This window comes from Roseibium denhamense (genome assembly GCF_009711415.1).
Lineage (GTDB): Bacteria > Pseudomonadota > Alphaproteobacteria > Rhizobiales > Stappiaceae > Roseibium > Roseibium denhamense.
Genome location: NZ_SMLZ01000113.1, coordinates 127,661 through 146,781 on the forward strand (window position 1 = coordinate 127,661; position 19,121 = coordinate 146,781).

At 57.2% G+C, this 19,121-nt stretch carries 19 protein-coding genes; 4 read left to right on the forward strand and 15 right to left on the reverse strand.

Going from position 1 to position 19,121, the window contains the following annotated elements:
• Window positions 1-241 precede the first annotated feature (241 nt).
• Together E1180_RS16990 and E1180_RS16995 are read left to right on the forward strand one after the other, a co-directional pair.
• Window positions 242-1,549, forward strand: coding sequence for a UDP-glucose dehydrogenase family protein (locus tag E1180_RS16990; RefSeq protein WP_155192872.1), 1,308 nt, complete (start codon window positions 242-244; stop codon window positions 1,547-1,549).
• Between the two features lie 253 nt (window positions 1,550-1,802).
• Window positions 1,803-2,603 carry a sugar transferase gene (locus E1180_RS16995; RefSeq protein ID WP_244314101.1) on the forward strand — a complete coding sequence of 267 codons (801 nt, stop codon included), beginning with the start codon at window positions 1,803-1,805 and terminating at the stop codon, window positions 2,601-2,603.
• A gap of 144 nt (window positions 2,604-2,747) precedes the next feature.
• Here E1180_RS16995 and aroQ read toward each other — a convergent pair whose 3' ends face one another.
• Complete coding sequence (aroQ, locus tag E1180_RS17000) at window positions 2,748-3,188, reverse strand: type II 3-dehydroquinate dehydratase (protein ID WP_155192874.1); 441 nt, start codon at window positions 3,186-3,188, stop codon at window positions 2,748-2,750.
• A 187-nt stretch (window positions 3,189-3,375) separates the two neighbouring features.
• Between aroQ and E1180_RS17005 the strand changes: the two genes are divergently transcribed.
• Window positions 3,376-3,591 (forward strand): hypothetical protein, encoded by a 216-nt coding sequence (locus tag E1180_RS17005; RefSeq protein ID WP_155192876.1) that lies wholly within the window; start codon window positions 3,376-3,378, stop codon window positions 3,589-3,591.
• Window positions 3,592-3,610: 19 nt separating this feature from the next.
• Here E1180_RS17005 and E1180_RS17010 read toward each other — a convergent pair whose 3' ends face one another.
• The 11 genes from E1180_RS17010 to E1180_RS17060 form a co-directional block, all read right to left on the reverse strand.
• Window positions 3,611-4,135 carry a response regulator gene (locus tag E1180_RS17010; RefSeq protein WP_208997196.1) on the reverse strand — a complete coding sequence of 175 codons (525 nt, stop codon included), beginning with the start codon at window positions 4,133-4,135 and terminating at the stop codon, window positions 3,611-3,613.
• 563 nt (window positions 4,136-4,698) lie between these two features.
• Window positions 4,699-4,857, reverse strand: a complete 159-nt coding sequence (gene ccoS, locus E1180_RS17015) for a cbb3-type cytochrome oxidase assembly protein CcoS (RefSeq protein ID WP_155192878.1) — start codon at window positions 4,855-4,857, stop codon at window positions 4,699-4,701.
• A gap of 4 nt (window positions 4,858-4,861) precedes the next feature.
• Window positions 4,862-7,102, reverse strand: coding sequence for a heavy metal translocating P-type ATPase (locus E1180_RS17020; RefSeq protein WP_283404540.1), 2,241 nt, complete (start codon window positions 7,100-7,102; stop codon window positions 4,862-4,864).
• Between the two features lie 10 nt (window positions 7,103-7,112).
• Window positions 7,113-7,625 carry a FixH family protein gene (locus E1180_RS17025; protein WP_155192881.1) on the reverse strand — a complete coding sequence of 171 codons (513 nt, stop codon included), beginning with the start codon at window positions 7,623-7,625 and terminating at the stop codon, window positions 7,113-7,115.
• Between the two features lie 9 nt (window positions 7,626-7,634).
• Window positions 7,635-9,098, reverse strand: coding sequence for a cytochrome c oxidase accessory protein CcoG (gene ccoG, locus E1180_RS17030; RefSeq protein WP_196220634.1), 1,464 nt, complete (start codon window positions 9,096-9,098; stop codon window positions 7,635-7,637).
• Between the two features lie 171 nt (window positions 9,099-9,269).
• The gene (ccoP, locus tag E1180_RS17035; RefSeq protein ID WP_155192883.1) at window positions 9,270-10,148 is read right to left on the reverse strand and encodes a cytochrome-c oxidase, cbb3-type subunit III; all 879 of its coding nucleotides are present in this window, start codon (window positions 10,146-10,148) and stop codon (window positions 9,270-9,272) included.
• 3 nt (window positions 10,149-10,151) lie between these two features.
• Window positions 10,152-10,307, reverse strand: a complete 156-nt coding sequence (locus E1180_RS17040) for a cbb3-type cytochrome c oxidase subunit 3 (protein ID WP_133947853.1) — start codon at window positions 10,305-10,307, stop codon at window positions 10,152-10,154.
• Window positions 10,308-10,312: 5 nt separating this feature from the next.
• Window positions 10,313-11,047, reverse strand: a complete 735-nt coding sequence (gene ccoO, locus E1180_RS17045; protein WP_155192885.1) for a cytochrome-c oxidase, cbb3-type subunit II — start codon at window positions 11,045-11,047, stop codon at window positions 10,313-10,315.
• A gap of 14 nt (window positions 11,048-11,061) precedes the next feature.
• Window positions 11,062-12,717, reverse strand: coding sequence for a cytochrome-c oxidase, cbb3-type subunit I (gene ccoN, locus E1180_RS17050; RefSeq protein ID WP_155192887.1), 1,656 nt, complete (start codon window positions 12,715-12,717; stop codon window positions 11,062-11,064).
• 293 nt (window positions 12,718-13,010) lie between these two features.
• Complete coding sequence (locus tag E1180_RS17055; RefSeq protein ID WP_208997197.1) at window positions 13,011-14,147, reverse strand: AbrB family transcriptional regulator; 1,137 nt, start codon at window positions 14,145-14,147, stop codon at window positions 13,011-13,013.
• Between the two features lie 15 nt (window positions 14,148-14,162).
• On the reverse strand, window positions 14,163-14,873 hold the full coding sequence (locus tag E1180_RS17060) for a glutathione S-transferase family protein (RefSeq protein WP_208997198.1): 711 nt from the start codon (window positions 14,871-14,873) through the stop codon (window positions 14,163-14,165).
• A 99-nt stretch (window positions 14,874-14,972) separates the two neighbouring features.
• Here E1180_RS17060 and hemN point away from each other — a divergent pair, with 99 nt between their 5' ends.
• Complete coding sequence (gene hemN / locus E1180_RS17065) at window positions 14,973-16,346, forward strand: oxygen-independent coproporphyrinogen III oxidase (RefSeq protein WP_155192889.1); 1,374 nt, start codon at window positions 14,973-14,975, stop codon at window positions 16,344-16,346.
• A 160-nt stretch (window positions 16,347-16,506) separates the two neighbouring features.
• On the opposite strand, the gene E1180_RS17070 is transcribed toward hemN, so the two are convergent.
• The 3 genes from E1180_RS17070 to E1180_RS17080 form a co-directional block, all read right to left on the reverse strand.
• Entirely contained in the window at window positions 16,507-17,601 is a 1,095-nt protein-coding gene (locus tag E1180_RS17070) for a MerR family transcriptional regulator (protein WP_155192892.1), read from the reverse strand.
• Window positions 17,602-17,740: 139 nt separating this feature from the next.
• A complete protein-coding gene (locus E1180_RS17075) occupies window positions 17,741-18,454 on the reverse strand; it encodes a helix-turn-helix domain-containing protein (RefSeq protein ID WP_155192894.1) in 714 nt (237 codons plus the stop codon).
• Between the two features lie 216 nt (window positions 18,455-18,670).
• A complete protein-coding gene (locus E1180_RS17080) occupies window positions 18,671-19,009 on the reverse strand; it encodes a response regulator (RefSeq protein ID WP_208997199.1) in 339 nt (112 codons plus the stop codon).
• Between the last annotated feature and the right edge of the window lie 112 nt (window positions 19,010-19,121).

The following is a 19,121-nucleotide window of genomic DNA, read 5'->3' on the forward strand; positions in this document are numbered from 1 at the left end:
CTGCGGGCATCGGCGGCTGGAAGGCACTTTACTCCGACATTTCGAACTTAGCGGTGCGTCCTCTATCGTCTCCGTAACAGGCATAAGGGGGCCTAATCCCTTTGTCTGCGCAGATTTGGCGATATGGCGATTGATTGATGTCCCGAAAGCCGGTACCTACGCGGCAATGTAGCCTGCACGCCGGTTGGTCCGATGTGCGGTCTCCCGCCTTTCGGATACTCGACGATACCTAGGACGTAAAATGCGCGTTGCGATGATTGGGACCGGCTATGTCGGTCTGGTTTCTGGAACCTGTTTCGCAGACTTCGGTCATATTGTGACCTGTATCGACAAGGATTCGCCCAAGATCGATGCACTGAATGAAGGCCGCATTCCGATCTATGAGCCCGGCCTACAGGATCTGGTTGCCAAGAACGTTGCCGAAGAACGCCTGTTCTTTACGACCGATCCAGCGGAAGCCATCCGCAATGCCGATGCCGTTTTCATAGCCGTTGGCACCCCGACCCGCCGCGGCGACGGACATGCCGACTTGTCTTATGTCTATGCTGCTTCCGAGGAAATTGCCCAGCTGATTGAAGGCTTTACAGTCGTCGTGACCAAATCGACCGTGCCGGTCGGCACCGGCGATGAAGTTGAAGCAATCATTCGCAAAACAAATCCGGATGCAGACTTCGCCGTGGTCTCCAACCCTGAATTCCTGCGTGAAGGGGCCGCCATCAACGACTTCAAACGCCCGGACCGGGTTGTTGTGGGGACCGACAGCCCGAAGGCTGTCGAAGTGATGCAGGAACTCTACCGCCCGCTCTACCTCAACGAAACGCCGATCATCGTGACCCGGCGGCGCACCTCCGAATTGATCAAATACGCAGCCAATGCCTTTCTTGCGGTCAAGATCACCTTTATCAACGAGATCGCCGATCTCTGCGAAAAAGTCGGTGCGAACGTTCAGGAAGTGTCCCGTGGCATTGGTTTGGATAACCGGATCGGCTCCAAGTTTCTGCATGCCGGGCCAGGCTATGGCGGATCGTGCTTTCCCAAAGACACACTGGCCTTGTCCAAGATTGCAGCCGATGCCCAGTCCGGCTTGAAGATCGTAGACAGCGTAATCGAGGTGAATGACGCCCGCAAAAAGCGCATGGCGGATAAGGTCATCGACTTCTTGGGCGGGGATGTTAGCGGCAAGACGATTGCGCTGCTCGGTCTGGCATTCAAACCCAACACCGACGACATGCGCGAAGCCCCCAGCATCGATATCGTCCGGAAACTGCAATCCGCCGGCGCAAAGATCCGCGCCTTTGATCCTGCGAGCATGGATGAGGCGGCACATGTGATGGACGGCGTGATGTTCTGCGACGGCCCGTATCACGCCATCGAGAATGCCGATGCGATCGTTATCGTGACCGAGTGGGACCAGTTCCGGGCGCTTGATCTGGATCGGGTGAAATCGCTGGTAAACGCTCCGAAAGTGGTTGATCTGCGTAATATCTACAAGACCGATTACATGGAAGAACGCGGGTTTGAATATACCAGCGTGGGCCGGGCGTATTAAACGCGCCAGCTTGCCGTGGTGAATTTGTTTGAAGGGCCGGTTTTCCGGCCCTTTTTCGTGTCATGTTCCGGCAACCTGAACGCACCAATAAATTGACGCACTAGCCGCTACACGCAAATAAGCCTTCCGACCCGCTAAAAACCTTTCACAATATTAACCTTCTGGTAACGATATTGTGGATGCAACTCGCCATTTCCCGTAATATCTTAATCAAACGTAAATGCGGTTAGGAGTTCCTTCGGGACCAGAAGAAATGACGAACGAAACCGTCTACATTGACGAAGGAAACTCCCGCGCAGGCAAGTCGGCCAAGCTCCTGAGCTATAACAGTTTTTTGCGCCGCCGCGCGACAGTCTCTGGAGCCCGTCCGCTCGGTCTTGTCCCCTACAAGACATCCGGCAGCGGAAAAGGTATGCGGCCGGGCGCACCGTTGGCTGCGGCCCGACGCAAACCGCAAGGCTGGCTCAAACGGCTTGTCGACATTGCAGGGGCTGGTTTTGGCTTGGTCCTTCTGGCACCGCTTTTGATCGGGATTGCCGCTGCCATAAAACTCACATCGCCGGGACCAGTGTTTTTCCGTCAAAGCCGTTACGGGCTGAACGGCATGAGATTCACGATCTTTAAGTTCCGGACGATGCATGTGGATCAATGTGATGCGGCCGGCGTTAAACAGGCCTGCGCAAATGATCCCCGGATCACAGGGATCGGCAAGTTTTTGCGCCGGAGCAACTTTGATGAACTGCCGCAATTGCTGAATGTCCTGAAAGGCGACATGTCCCTGGTCGGCCCGCGCCCGCATGTACCGGGAATGTATGCAGCCGGTGTTCCTTATGAGGAATTCGACAAGCGCTACATGGAGCGCCATCAGGTGCGGCCGGGCATCACCGGTCTTGCCCAGGTCAATGGTTTCCGGGGTGAGACCAGGGATGAGCATGCCGCCCGGATGCGCCTGGAACACGACCTTGATTACATTGAAAAACAGTCCGTTCAGCTCGATCTGAAAATCATTGCCAGCACCATTGTCCGGGAGTTCTTCAAGGGCAACGGTTACTGAACAACATCAGTCATCGATACGAACGGAATACCGGCTCCAAACACCCCGGTCGGTGTGCTGTCTTGCACTGGGGCGACCTGGATACTGCCCTGAGACCTGTCATCTCAAAGTCCCGCCTCAGATCATGTGCTTTCGTGTTTTACCTTAACCCGCGGCAAGCAGGCTGATCAGCCGGTTAACGGCAAAAACATAGCCTTGCGTGCCACATCCCGCGATAACTGCATCCGCCCGCGCGGAGATAAAGGAGTGATGCCGGAAGCTCTCGCGCCGGTGGATGTTCGAGATATGAACCTCAATCACGGGACACGGACAGGCATTCAATGCATCAAGGATTGCGACTGACGTATGGGAATAGGCTGCAGGATTGATAATGATCCCGGCTGCATCAGTTCGTGCCTGCTGGATCCAATCAATCAGTTCGTGCTCGGCATTGCTCTGATGGAACGAAACTTCGTATCCGCCTGCACTTGCAGCGGCTTCGCAAGCGGCCTGAACGTCGGCAAGGGTGTCTGCCCCGTAGATTTCAGGTTCACGATGGCCAAGCAGATTGAGGTTTGGACCGTTAAGGATAAAAAGGCGCTTCATTTCGGTCCCTTACGTAGCGGTTTGTGGCGTTTTTTTCCACGGATTTCCTGCAATTTTGACGAATACCTTGTGGAGCAAACACAAGGTGGGCTTGCACTGCGCAAAGGGCCTTGCACACCGGCCTTTTACGCATTATTAACGATCCCAATTCGCTATTTTTAACACCGATTCACACAACTGGAAGGCTATGATCAAGCTGCGGGATCGACTGGATACGCTGGAAGCGCTACTCGAGGCAATCGACGGCTATCAGCATTTGCCAATCGACACCTTGTCAGAGTTCTTGCTTGATCACTACACGGTTGATCTGGATGTGCTTGCTCAGTTTGCCGACAGCATGGAAAATCAGCCAACGCAGATGATTGGCTCAGCAGACGCCAAGGCTGCAAGAACGGCCGCATGAAGCGCCACTGAATTCCAAATCAACCGATTGCCGTCACCTGGCCGTTGTCTTCTCCACCCTCCGGGCCTCCGGAACCACCCTGCCAGATTTTCTGACGGTTTCTGATTTCTCTCGGCGCTGGGCCGAAGTAAGTGGCTGTCTTGATGAAATCACGCGGATGCAAGATCACGCTTGAGACGCGCTGATACAGCGATTTGGCGGAAATCGGCTTGGACAACAGCTCATGAACACCCAGGCGGCGGGCTTCGACGATCCGGCTGCGCTCGGTATGGGCTGTCACCATAATGATCGGGATGTAGGCGAAGGGATTGTTCGGACTACGGATCATGCGAACCATATCCGCACCGTCCAGGATTGGCATCACCCAATCAAGGATCAGAATATCCGGGTTCGCACGGTCCATGGCCTCCAGGCCGGACGCGCCGTCTTCCGCTTCCACAATCCGCCTTGCGCCGAACCCTTGCAACATTGTGCGCAGGATTGTCCGCATATAGGCACTGTCTTCCACCAACAAGAATGTCAGCGAGGCAAGATCCAGGCTCACCTAGTCCTCCATGTTTGCTGGTTTTATTAAGCATGAAAGTCTGAACAATGGGTTAGCCGCCCAAAACCTCAGGCGACGGCGAACCGGATCATGAAGACCTTTCCAAATTTCCACTGACGTATACGGAAATACCCGTTGTCAATTTCACCGTCTGGTAATACTGCGGTGAATTAACGCTTTCGGCTGGCTCGAATTAACGGGACTTTTAGCTGTCGGAACGCACATTATGCGCAAGATATCAGGAAAACGAGACGCCCTTGTCAACGATTGTAAGACCTATGCCGACTGACCAAGAACCCGACGGGCACGACGAACCGCTCTCTTTTGAGCATCGGCCGTCAGCTCCGGGAGCTGGTGGAAAGTTGCGGGAAAACCTGCTGCTGTTTTCAGGCCTCGGGCTGGTGCTTTTGGCCGCAGGAATGGTTCTGTCGAATATCCTGGCTTGAGATTGCTGCTGCAGGCCAGCGCTCTACAGCCAAAAGTCCTTTCTGAAAAAACCAGCCACCGCTTTGAAATCCCTGATTTCGGCACCAACTTCCCACGCTGCCCTTGATGGGATTTCCTCAAGGCCTGCTTCCGGGCAGGTCATCATCTTCCAGAATGCGCCATTTCGCGCCTTCCAGGTCCTCGTATTGGCCTTCCTTCAAGGACCACAAAAAAGCGGCAAGGCCCAGTGCGCCCAGAAGCAGCGCGATCGGGATCAGAAATATCAGAACGTCCATCCGGCTATCCTCTGGCTCCAGTTAGTGTTTCGCCAGTGTGACCTTTTTCCGGCGCTTGGCTGCCCCAGCGCAGCCGCAATGCATTGGCCGTCACGGCAAGCGACGATGCGGACATGGCAACCGCTGCCATAAGCGGCGTTACGAAGCCGGCCACCGCGATTGGTACTGCAATGACATTGTAAATCGTTGAGATCCACAAGTTCTGTTCAATCGCCGCACGGGCGCGCTTTGAAAGTCTCAAGGTGTCGGCTACCGGTTGCAATTTATGCCCCAGAAAGACTGCGTCCGCCGCTGCCTGGCTGAGATGGACTGCGGACACGGGTGACAGTGACACATGCGCGCCCGCCAGCGCCGGTGCATCGTTCAAACCATCTCCCACCATCAGGACTTTCCGCCCACTGGCCTGCAGGTCTTCAAGCCTGGCAATCTTCTGCGCCGGTTTCATACCGGCCGTCCAGTCGGCAATATCCAGAGTTTCAGCGCAGGCTCTTACGGCTGGCAACGTATCCCCGGAGACGATCTCGATCGTGTAGCCCGTTGCCTTAAGCTGATTGATAACCTCGACCGCATCCGTGCGCAGCTGTTGACGGAATGGCAGCAGACATCCGTCCCGTTCCCCATAGCGGTAGGCCAGGAGCGAGCATCCCTCTGTCCGGGATAAAGCTGCTTCAACGTCAGCTGCGCCAATATCACAAAAGGCTGGGCTTCCAACCCGCAAACGCCGCCCGTCCACATAGGTTTCAAGGCCTGCGCCGGCAACCTCAGTTACATCCGGCAATGGCTCCAGGACACCGGTCGCCTTCACCAAGGCCGCTGAAAGAGGATGGCGGCTGGACAGCGCCAGGCGCGCTGCGAGCATCAGGTCCTTGTCGTTGGTATCGACCTTTCCGGCCAGCGCCGTCTCAGCACTAGTCAGGGTCCCGGTTTTATCGAACAGGATCGTGTCAATATCCGCCATCCGTTCAATGGCATCGCCCGAATTCAACAGAATCCCGCGCCGGAAGAGCTGGCCGGAAGCAACAACCTGGACAGCCGGGACAGCTAGCCCAAGAGCGCACGGGCAGGTAATGATCAAGACCGAAATTGAAATGACGAGCGCGGGCTGCCAGTTCATCCCGGCAAGAAGCCACCCCAAAAATGTAAGGGCGGCTGCGCCATGAACGATTGGTGCGTAAAGCTGGGCCGCGCGATCGGCAATGCGGACATATTTCGACTTCGCCTGGGAGGCTGCTTCAAGGAGGCGGTTGACCTCATCCAGAAGCGTTGCCCCTGAGGCTGCCTCCACCCGCAATTGGAAGGCTCCCGCCCCGTTCATTGTTCCGGCATAGACCCGGTGTCCAGGCTTGACCGGGACCAGAAGACTTTCGCCGGTCACCAGGCTCTGGTCGATTTCGGACGTCCCCATTTCGATGACACCATCAACGGGAACACGCTCACCACCGGACACAAGCACGAGGTCGCCTGCGGCGATCTTGGAAAGCGGCACCTCACGCACTGTGCCGTCCGGTCCGATGCGGGCCGCCACTTCCGCTTTCAGCGCAGCAATGTTCTCGGCAAATGAGCGGGTCCGCCCGCGCATGTTGTGATCCAGATACCGGCCGACAAGAAGGAAAAACAGCAGCATCACGGCCGATTCAAAATAGGCATGATGGTGATGCTGAATGGTTTGAACTATGGACAAGGCCACCGCCAGCCCAATTCCGATCACGATGGGCACGTCCATGTTCAGACGGCCCGAAGATAACGCACGCGCAGCACTTTTGAAGAACGGCTGGCCGGAATAGACGACAGTCGGGATCGCGATCAAGGCTGAAAGCCAATGGAAAAAGTCGCGTGTCTCCGGCGTGATGTCAGTCGCATTTCCAGACCACACGGACACCGACAGCAGCATGATGTTCATACCGGCGAACCCGGAAACCGCTAAAGCCCGCAGGAGCTGTTTTCCTGTCTTGTCGAGCCGGTCTTTCTGGCTGGCCGGATCAAATGGGTGAGCGGTGTATCCGAGGCGGTCCAATTCGGCGACGATCTCGTCTGCGCCGGTCTGGTCTTCGACCCAATCCACGGCAAGTCGCTGGCTGGTGAGGTTCACCCGGGCAAGGCGGATGCCGGGAAGACGTTTCAGGCCACGCTCGATCTCGCCCATACAGGCCGCGCATGTGATGCCGTCGACCGCCAGATCCATATGGACGGCGCCGTCCTTGCCTTCCGTGACAAATGCCTGCCAATCGCGCTGATGGACCGTCACCGCTTGCCCCCTATTCCTTCACAAACACGCGGTTTTCGGATTTGAATTTGCGCATGCCATCTTGCTCAATCACAAGCACTAGGTTCCAATTGCCTGCCGGGAGACGGTCAAGATCGGCGATGTAGCGCCCGCCGCCGTCGGCCGTCAGAACAATGTCGATATCGGCTGTCTGCTGGGCTGGATGCTGAAGGACGGCGGAGACGGCCACGCCGTAAAGCGGCGCCCCGTCCGCGTCCGCTGCCGTCACCAGAAGGCGTCCTGCTTCAGCATTTGTCCGCTCAAGAACACTGCCAATCTGCCAATTCAGCTTGTGCTGTTCTGCAGCCGCAGCAATTTCCTGATTGTAAGACTGACCGGCTTCATAGGAGCTTTCCACCGCAACGCCCGGAAAGGATCCGAGCGCCAGGTAGATGAAGATCGCATTCGCGGTGAAAACGACGGCAAAGAAGCTTAACAGCCAGACCAGAACGGTTTTGCCGGTGATCGCTTTCGGGTCTTTCATGTGCGTTTGAATGGTTGCCATTTTTCCTCCTTACCGGTCCCCCGGCGCCTTGAATGTGTCCTTCGCCGTGATCACCTCGCCCATGACGCTTTCGGTGATCCGGAAGGTCACCGGTGTCGAGTGGGGCATTTTTTCCCAATGCGGCGAGGTCACGAGGATGCGGACTTCGCGGGTCGTGTCTGGACCCACGCTGATGATCGGGCGTCCGGCAAATATCGCATCCACGCCGACAGCCTCGACAAGCGTGTTGGGCGGCATGCCTTCGACATGCAGCATGAAACTGCGTTCATGACGGCGCTTGTTGGACAGGCGCACTGTGTAGCCGTTGCGGACAGACCCATCTGACTGTTCGACAAACACCGGATTGCGGTCATGAAGAACACTTATGTCGGCGAAGTCGCGATTGATGAGCACAAACAGCATGATTGCACCGACAACAGCGATAATCGCGGCATAGATGACCGTACGGACGCGAACGATCTCGTAAACCGGTTCCTTGCCTTCGATCCGGCGTTCGATGTTTTCATCGGTATCGTATCCGATCAAGCCGGTCGGTTTTCCGACTTTCATCATCACGTTGTCGCAGGCATCGATGCAAAGACCGCACTGAATGCAATCCAGCTGAATACCCTTCCGGATATCGACACCTGTCGGACAGACATGAAAACACTGGTGGCAATCGATGCAGTCCCCGGCCGGGAGCCCCTGCGCTTCCAGTTTCTTGTTTTCTTTCAACGACCCTCTGGGTTCACCGCGGTCCCACCGGTAGGTGACATTCAGCGCCTTTTCATCGGTCAGCGCTGCTTGGATGCGCGGCCAGGGACACATGTAGATGCAGACCTGTTCACGCATGAAACCGGCCAGCAGATAAGTCGTGGAGGTCAGGATCGCGATCCAGGTATAGGCGGCCAGAGGCGCCTGGAACGTTAGGAGCTGCCAGACCAGCGTCGGCGCATCATTGAAGTAGAGCACCCAGGCGCCACCGGTCCACCAGGCAATCATCAGCCAGAAGAAGTGCTTGGTGGCGCGTTTGCGAACCTTGCTGAAGGACCATGGCTGATTGTCCAGAACAATACGTTCCCGGCGGTCGCCCTCTATCTGGCGCTCCACCCACAAGAACAAATCCGTCCAAACGGTCTGCGGGCAAAGGTATCCGCACCAGATCCGCCCGGCGACGGCATTCATCAGGAACAGCGTGACCGCTGCAATGATCAACAGACCGGTGAGGTAATAGACTTCCTGCGGCCAGATCTCGATAAAGAAAAAGTACCCGCGGGTATTTTCGATATCCACCAGAACGGCCTGGTTGGGAGCGTTTGGTCCACGGTCGTAGCGGACAAACGGAAGGAAGTAATAGATCCCAAGCGTAACAAACAGCAAACCCCATTTGATCCTGCGGAACAGGCCATGGGTTGCCATGGGGTAGATTTTCTTTGCGGACGCAAACCACTCTTCAGGGTGATCGCCCTCATGCGTCTCGGTGTCGGTCGACATACCGTCCGTCCTTTGTCACAAGACCCTGCCCCAATAGGATCTTTAAGTCTGCCTTGCGCGGCCATTGCCTGGCTGCACAAGGACAAAAATAAACCGGCGCAAAGCATGACACTTTGCGCCGGATCAAATCGGGTCCGGTTTCGGCGTTTTTGTCGCACCGAAACCGGTTGATTACTGCCCGCCCCCGAAGGAGTGGACATAAACCGTGAGCGATTTGATGGTCGCTTCATCAAGACGGCCTTCCCAGGCCGGCATGACGCCGTTCCGCGGGTTGGTGATCTGTGCCTTGATGGCATCCAGCGACTTGCCATAGAGGTAGTTCGCTGACATCAGGCTCGGCGCACCTAGTTCCTGGATCCCTTCCAGGTTATCGCCATGACAGGCTGCGCAGTTGTCCACATAGAGGGTTTCCCCGGCTGCCAGATCGGCCCCCTCATCGGTTTCCAGCCCTGTCCGGGAGGCGACATAATTGGCGACCTGGTCGATTTCCTCTTTGCTGAAGATTTCATCGCGACCATAGGCCGGCATTTCGCCGAACCGCGCATTGTCGTTGTCGACCCGGATTCCGTAAAGCAGTGTTGTATGGATGTCGTCCATCGTACCGCCCCAGATCCAGGTGTCGTCCTGCAGATTCGGATAGCCTTCAAATCCGTTTCCGCCGGCCCCGTGGCAGGGTGCGCAGTTGTCGCCGAAGGCTGCCTGGCCGTTCGCCATGGCGAACCGGAGCAATTCCGCATCCTGGGAAATCTCTTCCAGCGGTGTTGCAACAACCTTGTCCGCGAATTCGGACCGCCCGGCAATCCCTTCTTCAAGGGCTGCGAGGGCTTCCGCTCGCTGGCTGGATCCCAGAACACCTGTCGTGTAACTGGAAACCAAAGGCCAGGACGGATAGAGCACCCAGTAAATCACGGCCCAAACGATGGTGGCATAGAACAGGTACAGCCACCATTTCGGCAGGGGATTGTTGAGTTCCTTCAGACCATCCCATTCATGACCAGTGGTTTCGACACCGGAAATCTGGTCGACGTCCTTCTTGTGTGTATCAGCCATGGGTCAGTCCTCCCGGAACGGGATCTGGGCGGCATCGTCGAACTTTTCGCGGTTCTTCGGCCACAAGGCGTAGGCCAGAACGATGCCAAACAGGATCATGAAGTAGATAAGGCCACCGGTTTGCGCGAAGGCCGCGAGGGCGGAGTATGTCTCGTTCATCGCAGTTACCTCAGGTTGGCTTTGTTGTCGTAGATCGAGAAGTCGACCATGGTTCCGAGCACCTGAAGATAGGCGACAAGCGCATCCATCTCGGTGACCTTGCGGGGATTGCCGTCAAAGTCGCGAACCGCTGAGTCCGGCCAACGCTCTTCGAATTCATAGGCCGCATCGGTGTCCGGAGACGCCTGGCCGATGGCATCGGAGACGGCAAATTCGTACTGCGCATCCGTGTAGGGAACACCAACCACCATATTGGCGCTGACATGCCCCTGAATGTCACGGGTGAACAGCTCGTTCTCCGCGAGGAACGGATACCCGGGCATGATGGATGCTGGAACAAGAGAGCGTGGATTGATCAGGTGTTCCACGTGCCAGTCATCAGAGTACTTGCCTCCAACCCGGGCCAGGTCAGGACCGGTCCGTTTCGACCCCCACTGGAACGGGTGATCATACATAGATTCCGCTGCCAGCGAGAAGTGGCCGTAGCGCTCCAGCTCGTCGCGCATCGGACGGATCATCTGGGAGTGGCACGTATAGCACCCCTCCCGGATGTAGATCTCGCGGCCCGCGAGCTCCAGCGGCGTATAAGGCCGCATTCCTTCGGTCTTTTCGATCGTGCTCTTCAGATAGAAAAGTGGAGCGATCTCAACCAGGCCACCGACAGATATGGCCACGAGAATACCAATCACAAGGATGATCGAGTTCTTCTCAAAGACTTCGTGTTTTTTCCAAACAGACATTTTCGTCCCTCCCCTTATTCGGCCGGAGCCAGGGAGCCAGCCGGCGCGGCATCGGCTTCTTCAGCCTCGCCATGACGGACGGTCATCCAGAGATTGTAGGCCATGATCAAGGCGCCGATCACGAAGAGCGCACCGCCAAGAGCACGGATGATGTAGAAGGGATGCATCGCCTCGACTGTTTCCACGAAAGAGTATTCCAGGAAGCCAAGGTTGTCGTAGGCACGCCACATCAGGCCCTGCATGATCCCGGACACCCACATTGCGGTGATGTAGAGAACGATGCCGATTGTGGAGACCCAGAAGTGCCAGTCGACCAGCTTCAGCGAGTACAGGCTCTTCTTGTTCCACAGCCACGGAACGAGGCAGTAGAGCGCGCCGAAGGAGATGTAACCAACCCAGCCGAGTGCGCCGGAGTGTACGTGGCCGATTGTCCAGTCGGTGTAGTGCGACAGAGAGTTCACAGCCCGCAGGGACATCAAGGGCCCTTCGAAGGTGGACATGCCGTAGAAGGCAACGGAGACGACCATCATCCGCAGAACCGGATCGGTGCGCAGCTTGTCCCAGGCACCCGACAGGGTCATCAGCCCGTTGATCATGCCACCCCAGGACGGCATCCAGAGGATGATCGAGAAGGTCGCGCCCAGCGTTGAAGCCCATTGCGGCAGAGCCGTGTAATGGAGGTGGTGCGGACCGGCCCAGATATAGATGAAGATCAGTGCCCAGAAGTGCACGATCGACAGACGGTAGGAGTAAACCGGCCGTTCTGCCCGTTTCGGGATGAAGTAGTACATGATGGCCAGGAAGCCGGCGGTCAGGAAGAAGCCCACCGCGTTATGGCCGTACCACCACTGAACCATTGCATCTTGAACACCGGCCCAAACGATGACCGACTGGGTCGAATAGATCGACACCGGAATGGTCAGGTTGTTTGTGATGTGCAGAACCGCGACGGTCACGATGAAGGCAAGGTAGAACCAGTTGGCCACATAGATATGCGGCTCTTTGCGTCTCCAGATCGTGCCGAGGAACAGCAGAAGGTAGAACACCCAGACAATGGTCAGCCACAGATCGGCATACCATTCCGGCTCAGCGTATTCCTTGCCCTGCGTGGCCCCAAGCAGATATCCGGTGCCCGCAATCAGGATGAAGGCATTGTAGCCCAGGACAACAAACCAAGGCAGGATCTTGCCCGGCATCCGCGCGCGGCAGGTCCGCTGGACGACATACATCGAGGTCGCCAGAAGCACGTTGCCGCCAAACGCGAAAATCACCGCGGAGGTGTGCAAGGGGCGCAAACGGCCGAAATTGGTCCATGGCAGGTCGAAGTTCAGTGCCGGCCATGCAAGCTGGAGCGCGATGACCAGACCAACCGTAAATCCGGCAATGCCCCAGAACATTGCTGCTATGGCGGCGAATTTCACCGGTCCGAAATTGTAGTTGGGTTTGCCATCGACTTCAGCCGGGATCACTTCCCCACCGTCGTCGAAGTATTTCTTGAATATTAAAAACACACTGACAGCGGCGAGAAGCGCGCCGATGCTCATGTGAAATGCCATGACCTGATCAAAGGTCTTGCCTGCCACGATAAGGCAGGCAAAAGCCAGTAGCACGAGGAAGATAGCGAAGCCGCCTTCCTCGAGCGAGACCATGCCGGTCTTTTGTTGTGCCATTTTTAGCGCCCCAGTCTTTCAAATCGTTACAAGGTGCCAACGATGGCATGACCTTGTGCACGACTCCCCCTGGGCCGCGTTGATCCATGTCAAGACCACCGGAAGGCGGCGGGTTGAAGCTGTGGGCGGATTGTCACAGGGGGCCACACGGCACCAGCGGGGCCCGCTCTTTTGCGCTTCTCGATCAGCGGGGGTTAGGCCGGGATGGGCTTGCCGCCCGAAGCCGATCGGCTATTGACCGGTCGAGCATTTTGGGCGTTTCCGGCCAAACGCCCGATGCTCTTAAGCCGGTTTTAGCGGGCAGAGATACCGGCTGAAGGCCGCGGCCCGAGCACCCAGCGCGTCAGGAACGGCAGCAGCAGCACCATACCGGTGAACCGGACAATCTGGTGGGCCGCAACAAAGGCGGGATCCAGGTCCAGCATGAAGGCGAGCAGCGTCATGACCTCCAAGCCACCTGGCGCATAAGCCAGCAAGGCCTGGCCAAAGGGGATTCCGATCAGGAAAGACACAAGCCCTGCCCCTGCAAGCGATGTCATGAAGGCCGCCGCAAAGGCGCCCGCCGAGGCTCCAAGCACGCTGGCGAATTCGCGGAACGTCATGGCGGAGAACCGGCAGCCGATCATGGCGCCGACCGCCATAAAGGACGGGAGCAAGAGATATTCCGGCAAGACAAGCGTCAATATCCCGGAGGCATTCAGGCCGGCACTCATAAAAAACGCGCCGGTCATCCATCCGCCCGGAACCCCTACCCGCTGCGCGAGCCAGCTTGCCGCCAGGCACAAGGGAACCCCAAGCAAAAGATCCAGGAACGCTCCCTCTTCTCTGACAACGGCCATCCCCGCTCCCGTGCCGTTGGACGACACCACGGCAAAGGGCAAAACCGCGACGAGAATAAACAACCGCAGTGACTGGCTGGAGGCGATTTTCGGTAGGTCTGCTCCGCGGTCCGTCGCCAAAGCAATCACATAGGCAAGCGCCCCTGGGATCGCACCAAAAAATGCCGTTTCCCTTGGCCATTTTGCAGCCCCATGCAGCACCACATAGCCAGCAAGTGTCACCAGCACGACCACCACAACGAGAAGCGCCATGGACACCGGCCATTCCCACACCCGCTCCAGAACCTCCGGACGGACACCACTTCCCATGGAGGTGCCGAGCAGGACGAAGATGCCGTCCCTGACCCGGTCTGGCATAACTGTCCGAACGCCGGACAAGGTGGCCACCGCCACAAAAACCATCGCCCCGGAAAGCCACGCAGCCGGGAGCCCCAGGAACGCGAAGGATCCGCCGCCGAGAGTTGCAATTAAAAGAGTAAGCGCCAACCGCGCAGGAACACTGGACACAGAAACAAAGACCGCTGCCGGAGTGAAATCAGAGCCGTTATAGCCATCATCCCGAACGCAGGCATGATTGATTGCATCAATCAACCTGACGATTTTCCGTTACCCGGTCACACCGGGTACGGACAACCCCTCTGCCGCGGTAAAAGGCAGGCCTGGGATTTGCTCCTTTGTGCAGGCCCGGCCGATTGCCGGACGGCTCTCCAATAGATGCAGCATGTTGCAAAACCCGCTTTGAGGAACGGGCCGCCATACCCCCAAGAGCCCGTATATCTGAGCCCAGCGGGCACAAGCTGCCGCATAGATGTCAATCACGCTGATATCAGCGCCCAGCAAGAACGGGCCTCCGGATTTCCCGATCGCCATGTCCAGGTGTTTGAAGCCTTCCGTTGCCCGGTCAATCAGGACGGTGGAAAGGTCCGCCCGCGCCGTACCGTCGCTAAGATAGCGGCCCGGGTTGAAGGCGATCCGCAGTTCCGCATGCAACGTGTTGGAGATGAAGAACAGCCATTTCAAAAAAGCACCGCGATCAGGCGCAGCAGGTGCAGGCGCCAGCCGTTCGTGACGGTCCGCTAGATGCAAAATGATGGCGCCTGTCTCAAACATCGGCTCTGCCTGGCCGGGCACCTCAAGCACCGGGATCAATCCTTGCGGGTTCAGTTTCCGGTAGGCGGGCGACTTTTGCTCTGCCGACAAACGGTCGACAGCAATGTAGTCGTAGGGAGCGCCAATCTCCTCCAATACCATCCGGACAACAAGATTGGCGCTGTCGGGTGATCCGTGCAGCCGGTACCGTTCAGATGCTGCCATCATTCCTCCGTCAAGCAAGACCGGATCTAAATCTTATCAAACATCGCCCGGCCTTGAGCAGGATCAAAGCGCCATCCAAATCACGTGGTCAAGATCCAGGTCATGACCGACACACTCTCTTATGCCATGCGCAACGTACCGCGCTACACAAGTTATCCGACAGCTCCGCACTTCCACAGTGGTGTGACTTCGGAGATTTACGCGGACTGGCTGGGCAACATTTCCGATAAGGACAGTTTGTCCCTTTATCTGCACGTGCCCTATTGCCGGGAGCTGTGTCACTATTGCGGCTGCCATACCAAGGCAACGCGCAAGGATGCGCCTCTGCTGACCTATGCAAAGACCCTTGCGCAAGAGATCGACCTCACCGTGCGGCACATCCACAGCGCAGGAAAGGTCCGTCATATTCACTGGGGTGGCGGTACACCCAGCATGTTGCCCCGGCAGAGCCTGATTGATCTCACAGGCCTCCTGCGCGTCCTCTTCAATGTGGACGAGGCAGTGGAACATGCGATGGAGCTCGACCCGCGTCTGGTGTCGGCTGACCTTGCTGACACGCTTGCCACAATTGGCATCAACCGGGCCAGCTTGGGTGTCCAGGACTTCGATACCGGTGTTCAAAAAGCAATTGGCCGCGTGCAGCCATATCCAGTGGTTAAGGCCGCGTCAGAGCATTTGCGGGCAGCTGGAATTGATGCCCTCAATTTTGACCTGATGTACGGCCTTCCAGGGCAAAACCGCAAAACAATCCTGGAAACCGTCGAAAAGACCCTGGATCTAGCGCCCGGGCGCATCGCGCTGTTCGGATACGCCCATGTTCCGTGGATCCGCAAACACCAGAACCTGATCGATGTGTCCCTGCTGCCGGCGGCCGCCGAACGTCTGGAATTAGCCGATGTGGCGCGTGAGGCACTGCTGGAGGCCGGGTATGTCTCCATCGGTCTCGACCATTTTGCAAATCCGTCCGACAGTATGGCGGTCGCGCTTGCAGACGGCTCCCTGAAGCGGAACTTCCAGGGCTACACCACCGATCAGGGCGAGCAGCTCCTCGGGTTCGGCGTTTCCTCAATCGGCAAACTCACCAATGGCTACATCCAGAACATGCCGGATGTTGGCGGTTGGCGCCGGGCGGTAGAAGCTGGAAACCTGCCGGTTTCCAAGGGGCTCGCCCTGTCGGCTGACGACCGGCTGAGGGGCCAGATCATCGAAGACTTGATGACGAACTACACAAGCGATCTCGGGCAGGCCTGCAAGATACATGGAATGGACCTTTCGGATCTCAGCCAATCCATAGGAGCGCTGCGCGAACTTGAGGAGGACGGCCTGGTTGAGGTCAATGCCCAGAACACCGGCAGCACAAGAATTGACGTGACCGAAAGCGGCCGCCCCTATGTCCGGCTCGCGGCAGCGGCATTCGACAGCTACCTGGCTGCCAGCATGGCGGAAGGCAAGGTGCGCCACTCGGCGGCTGTCTAAGGCGTGTCGCATCCAAGAAAGTTCGAACTAATCCGGCTTTTGCGCTGAAATCTTTGACTTCAGGCAGCGAAAGCCGGATCCAGCTTCATGCGCTTTCCCCTAAAGAAGACAGCCGTCGGACTTTGATATCCTCACCAGTTGAGAGCCGTCAGGACCAGGCTCAAACGACGTCGCATGGCGCAGGCCTCAAATACAGCCCGTTGATGCGTCCGTCCGTGCCATGAGACAGCCCCCATTCAAGACGCCCGTCCCTGAAGTCGACCACAAAAAGATCGAAACCGTCCGAGCCAACGCCGCGGAATGTCATCGAGTGAAGCGGCCCCAGCCGCTGCAGCTCCTTCCGCACCATGACGGACTGCTCCCGCACAAGCGAGCCGAGGATCGGACTGTAGTCCGCGTAGTCAATCGTGCCGTTCACGTGATCGTTGATCACCTTCAACAGCCGCTGTTCACTCTCCGGCTGCGCTTCGCAGGCTTCGACCCGCGCCTTCATGTTTTTGCGGCAGCGTTCAAACGTTCCCGGTTCACAACGCTTTGCTTTCAGGTCATATCCGCCCTGGTGAAGCACGGCATACTGAACGTCACCATGTTCATCCCGCTGGAAGGTGATTTGCGCCGGAACGACTTTCAGGAAGAACTGGTCCGGGGCTTCCGGAAAAAGCTCCAGCGCGGGCTGGCCGAGAACTTCGGCAATCAACACCCCGTCCTGGATGCGGATAGTTGCAGCGATCCCGTCGTCAAACTGATAGTCGCCAACATAGTCGGGATAGCTGCTGACCGGCGGGTCGATTTCGGTGCGCGGGCGGGCCTGCTCATAGCGCTTCCAAGCAATTTCGTCGCGTGTTTCGCTCATTTGGGTCTCCTTTGCGAGCTTAAGGAGATCTTCCATGGACAAACCTCTTCCATCCTGCGCCTTGGCCTGCAAACGCGTGATGAGTTGCAGACTGTTCTCAACCTGTGCGCTTTGCTCCCGGAGCACTTCGGCCTGGAGCTCCAGAAGCCGTCCCAGATCCGTGCGTTGGCCGGACAAGAGCTCCGCAATCCGGGACAGACTCAGTCCGAGCCGCTTCAAGAACATGACTTCGTTCAAGCGAACTATGTCGTCCGTATCGTATAACCGCCAGTTCTTCTCGGTCCGTTTGGGAGCGACCAATCCGTGCGTTTCGTAAAGACGCAAGGTCTTGATTGAAAGCCCGGTCCGGGCACCGCATTCCGCGGCTGTCAAAAGACTTTCATCCGGGAGTTTTTTGTCCATGAATACCTCCTGGCAAACCGCTTTAAGCTAGGCCCCTAGGTCCGGCTCAAGTTGTTTTTTCATATTTTTGCTGACGCGGCTTGAAAACAAAAAAACCGCGGTCAGAGCCGCGGCTTTCCCTTAAATCGCAAGCGCGGGATCAGTGCATGCCTGTCATCTGACACAGCCCGCAGACCTTGTTCAGGTGGATCTTGTCGGCACGGTCGACACGGATAATGCCCCGGCGCTTCAGGTCGGACACGACACGGCTCACGGTCTCGATCGTAAGGCCGAGGTAATCCGCGATCTCCTGGCGGGTCATGTGCAACTGAAGATCAAAGCCGTCGTCTGCCTCTCCGCGCGGACCAGGACAGCCTGGGCCGCCTCTTTCCGGGACGAGGTGCATCAGGAAGCTTGCAACGCGCTCGACAGCGGATTTACGGCCAAGCAAGACAGCATGCTCGTGGAGGACATGCATCTGATTGGTCAGGCATTTTGTCAGAAGGCGCTGAAGATCGGCAGAGGCTTCGACCTGTTTCAGGTCGATCTCACTCACCTCGGCTTCGACCAGCGTTTCAGCTGTACAATCGTTTTCCGACCCACTCGACAATCCGAAAATGTCGCCGGACTGAAGCACTTCAACCACCTGGCGGCGCCCATCCGGCAGCAGCTTGTAGAGCATCACCGTTCCCTTGACGAGCTCATAAAGCCGTTTGGCGGGATCACCTTCATAGTAGATTACGGTATGGGAATCGTGATGGGTCGCCTTGCCACCGAAAGCCGCGAAGCCGGTCTTGTTTGTTTCGCAAACTGGAGCTGTGCGGTTGAGGTTGCCTGCACCATAGCCAAGTGCGTCCGCTTCAAGATATGCCATTTGTACCTCCTTTAGCGCAGCCAAGGCTTCCCTGACTGCACGCATTCCGCAAAGGTCATCGCGCCGCTGCAGAGAGAGGCAAACCTTTGTTCCGTCATTGCAAATCGTCCCGTCCGACGTTTGCAAGATCTGGCATGAAGCTTAGACAGGGTTCGGCGCGGGCGTAATTCGGTCGACTGCGTAAGCGGAACTACATAGCCTTCGGGCCGCACCGGCTCAGCGGATGGCTTCGCTGATCATTTCCATCGACAAAGGTTTGCGGAGGATGGTCAAGGACTGAATGCCCTTCAATTGGCGCAACAAGCGTTTGTGCGGGCTGCCGGAGATGACAATAACCCTTGGAGACCGGTCTTGAGATTGCAAATGCGATATGACATCCGCGCCGCTCATACCGGGAAGCCCCAAGTCGATGATCACGAAATCGCTGTCTGAGACGATGGCTTCGTTCAAAAACGTCTCGCCATCGCGGTAAACTTCCGTACGGTAGTCAAGGTCGCTCAACGCGATTGCCAACGCGTCCGCAACAGCCGGATCGTCTTCGATGATGTGGATCATCACGTATTTGTCCATAGAGAGCGGAACGCATCCGCATTTCACCTAGGACTATACGTCAACCCGGCCACTCCAGATGTACGCAAAACTACGCTCCTCGCATCACTACGCATAA

Excerpts from the sequence above, each read along its gene's own strand:
- E1180_RS16990 (WP_155192872.1), top strand. The coding sequence starts at position 242 with ATGCGCGTTGCGATGATTGGGACCGGCTATGTCGGTCTGGTTTCTGGA.
- E1180_RS16995 (WP_244314101.1), top strand. The coding sequence starts at position 1,803 with ATGACGAACGAAACCGTCTACATTGACGAAGGAAACTCCCGCGCAGGC.
- aroQ (WP_155192874.1), bottom strand. The coding sequence starts at position 3,188 with ATGAAGCGCCTTTTTATCCTTAACGGTCCAAACCTCAATCTGCTTGGC.
- E1180_RS17005 (WP_155192876.1), top strand. The coding sequence starts at position 3,376 with ATGATCAAGCTGCGGGATCGACTGGATACGCTGGAAGCGCTACTCGAG.
- ccoS (WP_155192878.1), bottom strand. The coding sequence starts at position 4,857 with ATGGACGTTCTGATATTTCTGATCCCGATCGCGCTGCTTCTGGGCGCA.
- E1180_RS17025 (WP_155192881.1), bottom strand. The coding sequence starts at position 7,625 with ATGGCAACCATTCAAACGCACATGAAAGACCCGAAAGCGATCACCGGC.
- ccoG (WP_196220634.1), bottom strand. The coding sequence starts at position 9,098 with ATGTCGACCGACACCGAGACGCATGAGGGCGATCACCCTGAAGAGTGG.
- ccoP (WP_155192883.1), bottom strand. The coding sequence starts at position 10,148 with ATGGCTGATACACACAAGAAGGACGTCGACCAGATTTCCGGTGTCGAA.
- E1180_RS17040 (WP_133947853.1), bottom strand. The coding sequence starts at position 10,307 with ATGAACGAGACATACTCCGCCCTCGCGGCCTTCGCGCAAACCGGTGGC.
- ccoO (WP_155192885.1), bottom strand. The coding sequence starts at position 11,047 with ATGTCTGTTTGGAAAAAACACGAAGTCTTTGAGAAGAACTCGATCATC.
- ccoN (WP_155192887.1), bottom strand. The coding sequence starts at position 12,717 with ATGGCACAACAAAAGACCGGCATGGTCTCGCTCGAGGAAGGCGGCTTC.
- E1180_RS17060 (WP_208997198.1), bottom strand. The coding sequence starts at position 14,873 with ATGATGGCAGCATCTGAACGGTACCGGCTGCACGGATCACCCGACAGC.
- hemN (WP_155192889.1), top strand. The coding sequence starts at position 14,973 with ATGACCGACACACTCTCTTATGCCATGCGCAACGTACCGCGCTACACA.
- E1180_RS17070 (WP_155192892.1), bottom strand. The coding sequence starts at position 17,601 with ATGGACAAAAAACTCCCGGATGAAAGTCTTTTGACAGCCGCGGAATGC.
- E1180_RS17075 (WP_155192894.1), bottom strand. The coding sequence starts at position 18,454 with ATGGCATATCTTGAAGCGGACGCACTTGGCTATGGTGCAGGCAACCTC.
- E1180_RS17080 (WP_208997199.1), bottom strand. The coding sequence starts at position 19,009 with ATGATCCACATCATCGAAGACGATCCGGCTGTTGCGGACGCGTTGGCA.